A 13,410-nucleotide genomic window follows, 5' to 3' on the forward strand; every position below is an offset into this window, starting at 1 on the left:
AACTAGCTGTTAACCCTCTCCCAGATTTTGCCCTTAACTCAACCACTTATAATTAGGCTGTCTAGACAGCCTTTATTCTTATATAATAAGGCTTTAGCCTGTATTCATTTATTAAATTTACATGGCAAGTTCAGTAGAACCCTTGAAAATTTTAGACTTAGTTTGTCCGGAATTATCCGTGTATCATATGAGGTATAAATATAAATAAGTAGGTAGACAAAATTAATTACACAAAATTTGTAGGGGCGGGTTTTTTACATAAATCAATGATTCTCACAAAAAAATTAAATAAACCCGCCCTTACTACCGTTGTTACTCAACCATTACGACTATATCAAAACCCGCGCCTTGACTGTGCAATTAATTTTGCGCACGGTACTTACTAAATAATTACAGATGGCAATGAAACTTATTGAGTTCAATGACAAGCAACAGGATTGTCCAAATTATATGAAAACAAAATACTTAACGTTATTTCAGAGAAAAATCTTACAAAAAAATCTTGAAGGGGATGTTGAGGGAAAATATCGTCAACGAATTGAAATTATATTATTAGCTGATGAAGGAAAAAGCCAAACCGAAATATGTCAGTTATTAGGGTGTAGTCAAGCGACAGCTAGACATTGGATAATGATGGCACAGAGTGGTCAAGCGCATTGCTGGAAGAACAATAAAATTGGTCGCCCGAAAAAAATTGATGAGGAGTATTTAAAACGTTTAAAAGAATTAGTTAGCCACAGTCCTAGTCATTATTGCTACTCATTTAAGCGATGGACAGCCGACTGGTTAAGCAGACATTTAGAAAAAGAATTTGACATTAAAGTTAGCAATCGCTATATTAATCAGCTTCTCAAACAGATGGGGTTATCGACAAAACCGAAACAAAATAAACTTGAAAATCATCATCTATCTTTATCAAACACAAAAAACTTACTGATTCAAGATATTCCTAATCACAACCGAATTCAATCAGAAAAGTTTTGGTTATTCAAGTTATTTCAAGTTGAATAAAAATCATGGTACAAAGTAATAATACGGTTATCTCTCGCCACCAAATAACTCAAGTATTAGGCTATAGTCTATCAGAAAAAGAATTTTCTCAATTGCAGCAACAAATTAAATTTATTGAACCTCCAGTTGGCTTGTTTTGGGAAACTACAAATGCGGAAGCTGGTCTTTATATTGTTATTACTGGTAAATCTAGATTAGTCAATCAATCAAATGAGAAAATCTGCACCCTAGAAATAGGAGATACCTTTGGAGAATGTAGATTTTTTCCTAATGAAAACTTTGAAAACTATGGAGTGAGGGCTGGTTTAAACACTAAACTTTGCTACTTTTCTCCTGAATTATTATTTCCTTTAATTAGTAAATATTCCCCAATAAGAGAGCATTTTTATCAGCAATCTCAAAAACGAAATAACCAATTAAAACCCACAGAAGTAGTTCAAAAAAACATTAATATTTCTCTAAATTTACCGGCGGAAAAATCATCACCTACTTCTCAAAAAATAATCAATAAAGCCTACTTTCCTAGTCCCAGCCAAAAAGTAAGTCACCTGTTACAAAAAGTGTGGCGACGCTACCCTTTTTATGCTCAACAAAGTGCCTCCGACTGTGGGGCTGCTTGTTTAGTCATGGTAGCTCGTTATTGGGGCAAAAAACTTAGTGTAAACCGTTTACGGGATATTGCTAATGTCGATAGAAATGGGGCATCTTTGCGGGGACTTTGCCACGCAGCAGAAAGCATAGGTTTTGGCACTCGACCCGTAAAAGCTAGTTTAGACAAATTAGCTCAACAACAACTTCCGGCCATTGTTCATTGGCAAGGAAAACATTATGTTGTCGTCTATGAAATTACCAAAAAAGACGTAGTAATAGCTGACCCAGCCATTGGACAAAAAACCATTAGTCACAGGGAATTTAAGGAAAATTGGACAGGCTATACCCTGTTATTACAGCCTACAGTTTTATTAAAAAATACTAAGGAAAATACCACTCCTTTTTTGCAATTTTTTGAGTTAGTTAAACCCCATGGGTTAGTATTATTTGAAATATTTATTGCTTCTTTATTCATTCAAATATTTGGACTTATTACTCCGATTTTTACCCAACTTATTTTAGACAGGGTGGTGGTACAGCGATCAGAAGTTACCTTATTCGCAGTGGGGTTAGGGTTAGTCATTTTTGGCTTATTTCGAGTCGTCATGATGGGGCTACGTCAATATTTATTAGATCATACTGCTAACAAAATAGACATTACATTAATTGTCGCATTTATTAACCATACTTTGCGTTTACCTTTGGGATTTTTTGAATCTCGTTATGTGGGAGATATTATCTCTCGTGTCCAAGAGAATCGCAAAATTCAACGATTTTTAACAGGGGAAGCTTTGTCAATTTTCCTAGATTTAATTACGGTTTTTATCTATCTAGGATTGATGTTTTGGTATAGCTGGAAAATGGCTCTTTTGTCCCTAGTAATTATTCCACCTTTTTTGTTACTAGCTTTAATTGCCACCCCGTTTTTAAAGCGAATTTCTAGGGAAATCTTTGCCGAAATGGCCAAAGAACAAAGTTATTTAATTGAAGCCCTTAGCGGGGTGCGTACTGTCAAATCTAGTGCTGTTGAAAGAACCGTCCGTTGGCATTGGGAAGAATTACTACACAAAGAAATTACCACACAATTTTCTGGTCAAATTATTAGCAACCGTCTCCAAATTTTTAGTAATGGAATTGAAGCATTAGCTACCACAGGATTACTTTGGTATGGGGCATGGTTAGTTATTCACAATCAACTAACTATCGGGCAATTAGTGGCATTTAATATGCTATTTGGTAATGTTATTCGTCCATTTCAAAGACTTACCGTATTATGGGAACAATTACAAGAAGTTGTCATTGCAGTTGAACGGCTTAATGATGTTCTCGACTACGAACCAGAAGAAGATTTACAACATCAATCACGACAAATATTACCTCAAATTAAAGGTAATATTCGCTTTGATAATGTCACCTTTCGTTATCATCCAGAAAGTGATTTAAACGTGCTAGAAAATCTTAGTTTTGAGATCCAACCTGGGCAAACTGTGGCCTTAGTGGGGCGCAGTGGTTCGGGTAAAACCACAATTTCTAAGCTAGTTTTAGGACTTTATCCCGCAACCGATGGTAAAATATTAATTGATGGACAAGATATCCATAGTTTGTCCCTAAGTTCTTTGAGACAACAAATTGGTGTAGTGGATCAAGATACCTTTCTTTTTGGGGGAACAATTCGAGAAAATATTAGTTTAGCTCATCCTGATTCTATTCTAGAGGAAATTATCGAAGCAGCTACATTAGCAGGGGCTGATGAGTTTATTAAAAAACTACCAATGGGGTATGAAACCCAAATCGGAGAAGGGGGAGGTATGCTATCAGGAGGACAACGACAACGTTTAGCGATCGCTCGTGCATTATTAGGTAATCCTCGTCTTTTAATTTTAGATGAAGCCACCTCCCATTTAGATGCAGAATCAGAGCGAATTATTCAAACAAATTTAAACTCTATTCTTCGGCATCAAACCACTTTAGTTATCGCCCATCGTCTTTCTACAGTGCGTAAAGCAGACTTGATTTTAGTGCTAGATCGAGGGGTATTAATTGAGAGTGGAACCCATGAAGAATTAATGGCTAAACGGGGTCATTATCATTACCTCAATCAACAGCAATTAGATGTTGCTAGTTAAACTCTATTTTCTAATTTGCTTTGTAATTATTGAGCTTTTGGACTAAGATTATGACTAACGGAGTTAATAACGGACGCATAACGAAACAATCTCAAAATGAGTTATCTCAAGATGATCAATTAATCTCCCAAGTTACGGAAACTCAAACTAATCATCAGGATGATTGGGCTAATTCAACCAAAGATATCCTTGATACTTTACCCCGTGTTTGGACAAGGGGACTACTCTATTTTTTGGTTGTTTTTGTTATTATTGTATTACCTTGGGCTTTATTAGCTAAAGTGGATGAAACTGGAACCGCAAATGGTAAATTGGAACCCAAAGGAAAGACAATAAAATTAGATGCACCTGTAGAGGGAAAGGTATCTTTAATTAATGTCAAAGAAGGAGATATCGTTAAATCAGGACAAAGTTTAATTGAGATTGAATCCGAGTTAATTCAAGCTGATTTTAAACAACAACAAACTAAACTCGAAGGACAAGAACAAAAGTTAAATCAATTAAATTTTTTGGAGAAGCAACTACAGTTAGTATTTCGGACTCAACAACAACAAAATCAAGCCCAAAAATTGGAAAAACTAGCGCAAGTTAATCAAGCTAAACAGAACCTTGATGCCTTAAAAAATGCCTATGATTTACAAAAAGAAGAAAAACTAGCACAAGTTAATCAAGCTAAACAAGAGTTAGCACATAATCAAGAAGCGATTAAATTAGCGGAAATTCAGTTTAAGAATGCCCAAGGTGTTAAGAATCGTTATGATACTGCAGTTGAAGAAGGTATTGTTTCACAAATTCAGGTAATAGAAAGAGAAGATACTGTACAAGAAAGGAAAAAAGCTTATGAACAATCAAAGTCTGATATTCAACAAGCAAAACACCGTTTAGCGGAGCAAAAAAGTAGTTATGAACGCACTCTTAAAAAAGCAAGAACTGATATTAAGGATGCTGAGTTAAGGCTAAAAGAGCAAGAAAATAGTTCTGATAGTTTGATGGGATCTGCTGAACTTTCTTTGTTAAAAAATAAAGAAGAAATAAATAATCTGCAAACCGAAATAAGTACTTTAAAATCAGACATTAAGCAAACAAAAAGTCAGATAGAAAGTTTACAGTTTCAGTTAAGTCAACGGGTTGTAAAAGCCCCCATTGCAGGAACAATTTTTCATTTACCAATTGAAGGAGAGGGAACGGTTGTTCAATCAGGAACTCGACTTTTAGAAATTGCCCCCCAAGGAACTGCTTTGATTTTACGGGCGCAAATGGCAACAACAGAAAGTGGTTCTATTACCAAAGGAATGCTAGTTAAAATGAAGTTTGATGCTTTCCCTTTTCAAGATTATGGTATTATTGAAGGGAAATTAATCGAGGTTTCTCCAACTACGTCAGAGATAGATACTCCTAACGGTAAAGTTTTAGCTTATGACTTGAAAATTGAACTTAATAAGACTTGTATGCCAACCCCTAAAAAATGTATTAAGTTACGTCCTGGGGATACGGCAACAGCAGAGGTTATTGTGCGTCAGCGTCGTCTAATTGATTTCGTGCTTGATCCCTTTAAGAAGTTACAAAATGGAGGATTCAAGCTTTAATAACAAAAGAATAAAGTAGAGGTCATTAAAGATTCGGTTTTCCCTAGCCAGACAAAACTAAAATAATTATTTCTTTTTTTATTATAGAGTTTTCAATAACAGAAGAAAGTCAATGAGATGAAATGATATCACCAATATCGTACCTAAAGGTTTATTGTCGCCCGATGTGATATGATAGAATGATGAACAAAACAGGCAAAGCAGCAAAATAACGATAAAATATATAGATGGATGTCGTCTATTGCTTACAAGGAACTGAATTTGAATGGGATACCAATAAAGCTCAAATTAATCTTCAGAAACATGGGGTAACATTTGAGGAAGCAGCAGAAGCATTTTTTGACCCATTTTATCAAACAGGAGATGGGACAATATATGGTGAAAGAAGAGAATTTATTCTAGGTTATTCCCTAGCTTATCGCATTCTATTTGTCGTTTATGTAGAAAGAAATCAACGAACTCGAATTATTTCTGCACGTCCAGCCACTCGAATAGAGAAAAAGCAATATGAACAATCCTAATGAAAAAATTATTCTCAATATCAAACCCCGTCCCTCAGAAACCTTATCCATTGTTATTCCTAAAGATACCCTGGAATCTCTCAAAGAAATAGCCAATAATCAGGATATGTCTTTAGAAGCCCTATTAAAATTTTACATCGGAAAAGGCTTACGTCAAGATTTAGCAAAATTGGCCTCTGATTCAGAAATAGTAACTTATCATCATTAAAACTTTCAATATAACATGACGATTATGTTAGAAAATATCACTATTACCGAAGAAGAAATCCTAAAACAAGCTAAATTCTCTGGTAAAATGCCAGAAATAATAGAAGGAATTATTAATCGTCAAATTATTGCTGAAGAAGGGAATAGGGCAGGAATTACAGTAGAAACAGAAGAACTCCAGCAAGCAGCAGATCAATTTCGGTTAGTAAAGAACCTTCAGAGTGCGGAAGAAACTCATAAATGGTTAGAAAAAAATCAGCTTTCTGTAGATGATTTTGAAGAGATGCTTTATTATAGTATTCTTTCTGGAAAATTAGCTAACCATCTTTTTGCTGATAAAATTGAAGCTTATTTTTATCAAAATCAATTAAATTATGCTGAAGTGGTAATGTATGAAGTTGTCTTAGATGATCAAGATTTAGCAATGGAATTGTATTATGCTATTGATGAACAAGAAATGAGCTTTTGGGATGTAGCACATCAATATATACAGGATACAGAGTTAAGACGTAAAGGGGGATATTTAGGAAGGGTTAAACGTCAGGAGTTAAAACCAGAAATTTCTGCGGCTGTTTTTGCAGCAAATCCTCCCCAATTTCTGAAACCTATTATGACATCTCAAGGAGTTCATTTAGTTTTTGTAGAGGAGATAATACAACCAGAATTAGATGAGAATATAAACTATCAAATATTATCTGATTTGTTTTCTGAATGGTTAAAAGAAAAATTTCAGCAAGTTGATATGACGGCTAGTGCCTCTCCCGTGCCTGTGGTGATAAGTAAAGCTTATAATTCGTAGGGTGGGTTAGACGCTGCTATAATTTTGATGAAAAACGCATAACTTTTAAGGCGCGTCGTAACCCATCATCTTAAGTATTGTAGCTGATTATACATTTTATACCAAGATGTCGGGAGAGCCTGTTCTCAACTCTTTTTAGCCTTTTTCAAACCTAACCCAATCCCGAAACTGCCCAAAGCCAACAATCCTAACACAGACGATGGTTCAGGAACCGCCTGGGTGTCATTAATTCCTGCGACCCAAGCTTCAATATTTCCGTCAGGGTTCACCCCAAAACCAACAATGGTTGAACCATCATTAGAAATATCTGCAACTTCCAACGCTCCCCAACCCGTCAAGTCCAAACCCAAGTCAACGAATAATTGACGCAGAGGGCGAATTCCGCTATTTTTATCCCAAATAAAGGGTTCTATGCCCAAATCACTCTCACTTTGTCCAATCACAATCGAGCCATCTCCAGAAACCGCAAAAGACCGGCTGAAAAAATTGCCTCCAGGTAAATCTCCCAACCCGACGAGTCCTGTATCTGCACTCCAAATAAAAGCTTCTGTCCCACTCGTATCCGAAATAGGAAGACCACCAGCACTAGAGTTGGCACTAGAACTCCTCCCTACAATAATCGAACCATCAGTTGAGATATCCGTCGCTCGGCTAAAAAAATCGCCCCCAGCTAAATCTCCCAACCCGACAAGTCCTGTATCTGCCCTCCAAATAAAGGCTTCCACGCCATTGTTACTGCTGCCACTGCCTACAATAATGGAACCATCATTAGAAGTTGAGGTGGCTACGCTGTTAAAAAGGCCTCCGGGTAAATCTCCTAACCCGACGATTCCTGTGTCTGCCGTCCAGCGAAAAGCTTCCAGGCCAGAGGCACTGCTACTCTGACCAACAATAACAGAGCCATCGGGGGAAACTTTAAAACTAAAACTGAAGAAATTCCCTCCAGGTAAATCCCCCAATGGTACAAGTCCGGTTTCAGCAGTCCAGCGAAAAGCTTCTAGGGGTGGGAAACTTCCATTGTCAGTGCTGGAACTGACGCTAGAACCAACCCCTGCAATGACAGAACCATCAGCAGAAACCCCAAAAGATGTACTGATAAAATTCCCTCCTGGCAAATCTCCTAACCCTACAAGTCCGCTTTCTGCAGTCCAGCGAAAGGCTTCATTTTCACCAACAGGGGTTACGCCAGAACCGACGACGACCGAACCATCAGCACTAACGGCTAAAGCACCACTGCTAAAAGCTCCTCCTGGCAAGTCTCCTAGTCCTGTAAAGAAAGCAGCCATAGCGGGAGTAGCTCCATTGAAGCCTCCGAAAACGGCTCCCGCAATGATAACAGTAAATTGGAAAAGGCTTTTTTTAGACATTGTTATCTCTCTCAACACTTTTTATTGAATATGCTCGATATTAAGCAACAACAAAGAGAATTAGTCTCTTAAATCCCACTTAAATAGTAACTCAGCCGGAAGATATTTCCGGCTAAGATACGGGAGTGCCGATGCTTTTCTAACCTATGCTGTTCTCAAACCCGTCATGTATTCTGTCGGGAATTTTTCCTTTAAACTAGGAAATTGAAAAAGCCCTTACAGCCACTGAGAATTGGTGGCTTAATTACCACAATTGGATCAAATGGATCAAATGGATCAAAGATTACCAATTCTCCCCCCCGAATTTGGTTAAGGTCGCTCTCCTCTTTAAGAGTTTCAAGACTATTTTCCTCGATTAATTGGGGGTTTAGCTCAAGATTATCGATTTTGATTTTAGACATTGCTCTAATCTCCTTGTTGAATTTTTCAAGCTTTCAATAAAGTCGAGGGTTTGACTTTATTATTAACTCAGCCGGAAGATAATTCCGGCTAAGATACAGGAGTGCCGATGCTTTTCTAACCTATGCTGTTCTCAAGCCCGTCATGTATTCTGTCGGGAATTTTTCCTTTAAAATAAACCAAACCAACCCTTACAGCCACTGAGAAACAGTCCTCCCCGAATTTTATTGAGGTCGCTTTCGTCTTTAAGAGTTTTAAGACTATTTTCCTCAATTAATTGGGGGTTTAGCTCAAGATTATCGATTTTGATTTTAGACATTGCTCTAATCTCCTTGTTGAATTTTTCAAGCTTTCAATAAAGTCGAGGGTTTGACTTTATTATTAACTCAGCCGGAAGATAATTCCGGCTAAGATACAGGAGTGCCGATGCTTTTCTAACCTATGCTGTTCTCAAGCCCGTCATGTATTCTGTCGGGAATTTTTCCTTTAAAATAAACCAAACCAACCCTTACAGCCACTGAGAAACAGTCCTCCCCGAATTTTATTCAATTCGCTTTCCTCTTTAACAGTTTCAAGACTATTATACTCAATTAATTGGGGGTTTAGTTTAAGATTATCAATTTTGATTTTAGACATTATTCTAATCTCCTTGTTGAATTTTTCAAGCTTTGAATAAATCCTATCTAGTTTATATAGGTTATGTCAATAATATTTTGAAAATTAAAAAGAAATAAATGTGATAATTATCTCTTTTTTATAGATAATTATTAAAAGTATAAGTAGTCGGAGATAAATAAACAATACTATGTTAAGAAATGTTTATAGGTTGTAACCCCTCTCCGGCACTCCCTTTGCTCCGGCACTCCCCTGCTTACTTGATCGTAACATTTATTTTTGTTTAGATACTTTAAGAAATATTACTACGACTGAAACCTTTTCGGTGTTGCCCGCTGCCTGACTTCATCGTTAACTTTAATTTTGTCCGACTAGTTAAATTCTAGGTTGGGTAGGCAACCTTTGTTTATATAGCTTAACTTTTTAGAATTAAAGTTTATTATTTGTAATAATTAAGCTGATTTTAAACCTTAGTTATTGCTGTGGTAATAGCTTGAGAAATAAAGGGCATAATAGCTTTATTTTGACTATTAATTTTGCCCTCAGTAAAGACAATTAAAAGATAAGGTTGTTGTTGTGGAATTTCAATATAAGCAGCATCGTGACGGACTTGACTTGTCCAACCTGCTTTTGACCATAATTGAGCATTAGGGACTAAACTTTCCCCTAAAAAGCCTATTATTTGATTTTCTTCCGCTTTATTGATATCTTTGGGGTTAAGACTCCGTTTTAATAAAGACATCATCTGTTGCGATCGCGTTGAAGAAACGGCCACACCTCCAATGATAGTATGTAATAATCTGGCGACAGCATTGGTGGTTAACATATTGCGATTTTCCATCATTTCTCCTAAAAAGGCCCGTTCTCTGCCATAGGGGCCATCACCCCAAGTTTTTTGGTTAACATTGATAGAATCTAATTCTTCCCATCCCAGAGAACGAAAATAACGGTTAACCAGGTTACGTTGGTTTTTCCAGGTGTCAAAGGGGCCTTGGGGTAATTCTGGGCCGCTGGTGGTTCCGGTTAACACATCGACTATCAAATTAGTAGCATCATTGCTAGAATCAATTATCATATCCCGAATAGCCCGGTTTAATTCTTGAGATTCAGTGACCATGCCACTTTCAAGCCATTCATGAATCGCAACGAGATAAAATAATTTGACCACACTCGCAGGGTAAATGCGTTCTATTCCCCGATAACTAAACCCTCTGACTGAATATTTCCAAAATTCCTCGGCAGAGATTGCACCTCCTGTATTGACGATAACTGGGGAATCATAGACTATCCAAGTTAATGCTAATTGATTTGGAGCTAATTCTGGAAATTTTGCCCAAGTAGCGTCTAAAATCTCGGTAGCGAGTTGTTGTAATGTCTCGTCTTGGGAAAAAAATGTCATATCGGTTTGGGGGGGTGTAGTAATAACTTATATTTTACTGTTTTTGGTGAATAAACTAAAACCCATTTAAAATGGGTTTTACTAAGACAAAAAGTAACAGAGAACTGAAATACATCTAATCTTAAAAATATACAATGATAGATTTTCTCTGATTTTGTGGTACAGGCTGGAAGCCTGTAAATTATTTGGTTATAATTAATTCGATATAGTTTAATCTGGGTCGGAACATCTAATGCTCAAAGCAATCGCAAAAAATGATATAGAATTAGATAAATCAAAAGCTTTGACTGATGAGCAGTTTATGGCATTGACTGAAGAGGGAAACCGTTACGAATATGTGGATGGAAAGTTAATTTTTGTGGCAAATTCAGGTGTAGAACATGGTTATTTAGCCCTGACTCTTGGATATTTTTTGACTGGTTTTGTGCGAACTCATAAACTTGGTGTGACTTGTGATTCTAGTACCGCTTTTAAGATGCAAACTGGCAACAAAAGATCTCCCGATTTGGCATTCATCGCTAAGGAAAGATTACAGGGTTTAAAGCGATTACCTAAAGGCTTTTTTGAGGGTGCGCCTGATTTAGCAGTGGAAATTATTTCTCCTAATAATACTTTTGAAGAAATTCATAATAAGTTAGTCGAATATTTCGAGAATGGAACTCGTTTAACATGGGTTATTTTGCCTGATGAGGAGTCTGTATTGGTTTATCATAAGCCCAAACCATCGAAGCTTTTACAATTAGAAGATAGTCTTGATGGAGAAGATGTTATCCCTAATTTTAGTCTACCTTTGCTAGAGTTATTTCAAGAATTATCTTTTTAGCAAGCAATTAAATTTATTTTTTTGGGTAATAAATCAGAAAATACTAGGTTATTTACTCATAGAAAATATTGTAGGCTGGGGAGCCACTCCTGTCTTGGGGATGGTTAAATATCTTGACAAGATATTTATTTGTAGTTACAATTTTTACCATGCACATTGGTTATGATCCTAAAAAAAATCAGAGAAATATCGTAGAGCGTGGGTTGTCCTTTGATGATGTGGTGTTTTTGAATTGGGATCAAGCGTTAATTCGCATCGATGATAGAAAAGATTATGGAGAAGTTCGCTATAACGCCTTTGCTATAGGCGAAGATGGCAAAGCATACAGCGTGACGTTTACACTGCGCGGTGATGTTGTATGGATCATTAGCTTTCGTCGCGCCCGTAACAAAGAAAGGAGGTTTTATGAACAAAGATCATGATTCATTGAAAGAGGATGAGGAAAACCCTATCTGGACTAAGGATGATTTCGAGAAGGCACAACCAGCACAAAACGTTCTGCCCAAAGAATTTTTTGCGAGCATGAAGAAGGCTAGGGGCCAGCGTGGAAAACAAAAAGACCCAACAAAGCAACAAGTCACACTGCGATTAGACCCTGAAATTATTGACTACTTTAAGTCACAGAAGCCTGAAGGCTGGCAAACGCGACTCAACCAAGCCTTAAAAAGCTATATCGATGAGCATCCTATCTAATTGAACAAAAAAAAGTAATCTATAGTTACTTTTTAAAATCATTACTTTACTAAAGGAAATACAAACGGTTACTCAGATGATACAACAAAACACCCGCATTGAAAATGTTTAACAATAGATTTAGTTTATCTAATTTTGGTTCTTTTCAATTTCAAAAATAAGATTTTCTCTTTGACTATAAAATTCTTCGTCAGGTAACATTTTTTTTGTTTAGAATTTAGTGTAATTTTAGTGTAATTAACTTGAATTAGTTATGAGTTAATATATAAAACGTATACTTAAAGCGGGTTTCAAGTTATGGGCGATACTGGATTTGAACCAGTGACCCTTTCCGTGTGAAGGAAATGCGCTACCCCTGTGCTAATCGCCCTAATCGCTTTAATCCTAGCACACATTAAAGCTCACTCATCTTGCCTACATTAGTTAATTTTATCTCAGGACAAGTACGCTTAATTAAACCCGTGAGAACCTTACCTGGGCCAACCTCTACCCCGTGAGTAATCCCTTCTTGGGGTAAACATAACATAATCTCACGCCAGCGCACAGAACCCGTCATTTGCTTCATTAAACGCTCTTTTAACATTGTTGCTGACTGAGTAGGAGTCGGGTCAACATTAGACAATACTGGAACTTTAGCATCAGCAAACTTACAAGAATCTAATAACCCTTGAAATTCTTGGGCCGCATCAGTCATAAACGGAGAATGAAATGCCCCAGAAACCTTAAGGGGAACGGCCCGTTTAGCTTTAACTTGGGCAAGAATGGCATCTACTCCTTCAGGAGTCCCCGAAATCACCACTTGTTCCTCACTGTTATCATTAGCTAAGACCACATCAGCATTAGCCGCGATCGCATCTTCTAACTGTTGACGGTCAAACTTCATCAGGGCCGCCATTTTGCCCCCTAAAGCTTTATCCATTAACTCGGCCCTGCGTTTGACTAACTCTAGCCCCGTGGTAAAATCAAAGGACCTTGCCGCATACAAAGCCGAATACTCCCCTAAACTGTGGCCAGCCACCAAATCCGGTAATTGTCCGTTTTGTACTAATAAATCAGCTAAAATACTTTCAATGACATAGAGACAAGGTTGAGTGTAAAGCGTCCGAGATAACTCCGTCTCCTGCGCTTGACACTTTTCTAACACCGACCAACCTAAAATATCCTCGGCCTGCTCAAATTTAGCTTGACCTATGGGTGTCTCTTGTAAATCTACCCCCATTCCCACTATTTGTGATCCTTGTCCTGGAAATACCCACGCGATTTTCATGCTTAA

At 37.1% G+C, this 13,410-nt stretch carries 15 protein-coding genes and 1 tRNA gene; 9 read left to right on the top strand and 7 right to left on the bottom strand.

The window, feature by feature from the left end:
* The first annotated feature begins 450 nt into the window (after positions 1-450).
* From AsFPU1_RS11695 to AsFPU1_RS11720, 6 genes are all read left to right on the top strand, one after another.
* Positions 451-1,011 (top strand): helix-turn-helix domain-containing protein, encoded by a 561-nt coding sequence (locus AsFPU1_RS11695; protein WP_172957497.1) that lies wholly within the window; start codon positions 451-453, stop codon positions 1,009-1,011.
* 5 nt (positions 1,012-1,016) lie between these two features.
* A complete protein-coding gene (locus AsFPU1_RS11700) occupies positions 1,017-3,728 on the top strand; it encodes a peptidase domain-containing ABC transporter (RefSeq protein ID WP_124974722.1) in 2,712 nt (903 codons plus the stop codon).
* Positions 3,729-3,778: 50 nt separating this feature from the next.
* On the top strand, positions 3,779-5,314 hold the full coding sequence (locus tag AsFPU1_RS11705) for a beta-barrel domain-containing protein (RefSeq protein ID WP_124974724.1): 1,536 nt from the start codon (positions 3,779-3,781) through the stop codon (positions 5,312-5,314).
* 227 nt (positions 5,315-5,541) lie between these two features.
* Complete coding sequence (locus AsFPU1_RS11710) at positions 5,542-5,835, top strand: BrnT family toxin (protein WP_124974726.1); 294 nt, start codon at positions 5,542-5,544, stop codon at positions 5,833-5,835.
* Positions 5,822-6,043, top strand: a complete 222-nt coding sequence (locus AsFPU1_RS11715; protein ID WP_124974728.1) for a hypothetical protein — start codon at positions 5,822-5,824, stop codon at positions 6,041-6,043. Before AsFPU1_RS11710 ends, AsFPU1_RS11715 begins: the two co-directional genes overlap by 14 nt.
* A 24-nt stretch (positions 6,044-6,067) precedes the next feature.
* Positions 6,068-6,841, top strand: a complete 774-nt coding sequence (locus AsFPU1_RS11720) for a peptidylprolyl isomerase (RefSeq protein WP_124974730.1) — start codon at positions 6,068-6,070, stop codon at positions 6,839-6,841.
* A gap of 125 nt (positions 6,842-6,966) precedes the next feature.
* Here AsFPU1_RS11720 and AsFPU1_RS11725 read toward each other — a convergent pair whose 3' ends face one another.
* From AsFPU1_RS11725 to AsFPU1_RS11735, 5 genes are all read right to left on the bottom strand, one after another.
* Complete coding sequence (locus tag AsFPU1_RS11725) at positions 6,967-8,208, bottom strand: PEP-CTERM sorting domain-containing protein (protein WP_124974732.1); 1,242 nt, start codon at positions 8,206-8,208, stop codon at positions 6,967-6,969.
* 191 nt (positions 8,209-8,399) lie between these two features.
* Entirely contained in the window at positions 8,400-8,609 is a 210-nt protein-coding gene (locus AsFPU1_RS11730) for a hypothetical protein (protein WP_124974734.1), read from the bottom strand.
* Positions 8,610-8,776: 167 nt separating this feature from the next.
* On the bottom strand, positions 8,777-8,926 hold the full coding sequence (locus AsFPU1_RS22650; protein WP_172957498.1) for a hypothetical protein: 150 nt from the start codon (positions 8,924-8,926) through the stop codon (positions 8,777-8,779).
* 167 nt (positions 8,927-9,093) lie between these two features.
* Complete coding sequence (locus AsFPU1_RS22655) at positions 9,094-9,243, bottom strand: hypothetical protein (protein WP_172957499.1); 150 nt, start codon at positions 9,241-9,243, stop codon at positions 9,094-9,096.
* Positions 9,244-9,685: 442 nt separating this feature from the next.
* The gene (locus tag AsFPU1_RS11735) at positions 9,686-10,621 is read right to left on the bottom strand and encodes a serine hydrolase (RefSeq protein ID WP_124974736.1); all 936 of its coding nucleotides are present in this window, start codon (positions 10,619-10,621) and stop codon (positions 9,686-9,688) included.
* A gap of 232 nt (positions 10,622-10,853) precedes the next feature.
* On the opposite strand from AsFPU1_RS11735, the gene AsFPU1_RS11740 reads away from it, so the two are divergent.
* The 3 genes from AsFPU1_RS11740 to AsFPU1_RS11750 all read left to right on the top strand — a co-directional run bounded on the left by AsFPU1_RS11740 (position 10,854) and on the right by AsFPU1_RS11750 (position 12,137).
* A complete protein-coding gene (locus AsFPU1_RS11740) occupies positions 10,854-11,444 on the top strand; it encodes a Uma2 family endonuclease (protein WP_124974738.1) in 591 nt (196 codons plus the stop codon).
* 113 nt (positions 11,445-11,557) lie between these two features.
* Complete coding sequence (locus tag AsFPU1_RS11745; RefSeq protein ID WP_227873512.1) at positions 11,558-11,866, top strand: BrnT family toxin; 309 nt, start codon at positions 11,558-11,560, stop codon at positions 11,864-11,866.
* Positions 11,850-12,137: a BrnA antitoxin family protein gene (locus tag AsFPU1_RS11750; protein WP_124974740.1), complete on the top strand. Its 288-nt coding sequence runs from the start codon at positions 11,850-11,852 to the stop codon at positions 12,135-12,137. Before AsFPU1_RS11745 ends, AsFPU1_RS11750 begins: the two co-directional genes overlap by 17 nt.
* A 298-nt stretch (positions 12,138-12,435) precedes the next feature.
* Here the strand turns inward: AsFPU1_RS11750 and AsFPU1_RS11755 are convergent.
* Positions 12,436-12,507: transfer RNA gene (locus AsFPU1_RS11755), tRNA-Val, on the bottom strand.
* Positions 12,508-12,531: 24 nt separating this feature from the next.
* Positions 12,532-13,404, bottom strand: a complete 873-nt coding sequence (fabD, locus tag AsFPU1_RS11760) for an ACP S-malonyltransferase (protein WP_124974742.1) — start codon at positions 13,402-13,404, stop codon at positions 12,532-12,534.
* Positions 13,405-13,410: the final 6 nt, after the last annotated feature.

Source organism: Aphanothece sacrum FPU1 (assembly GCF_003864295.1).
GTDB lineage: Bacteria > Cyanobacteriota > Cyanobacteriia > Cyanobacteriales > Microcystaceae > Aphanothece_B > Aphanothece_B sacrum.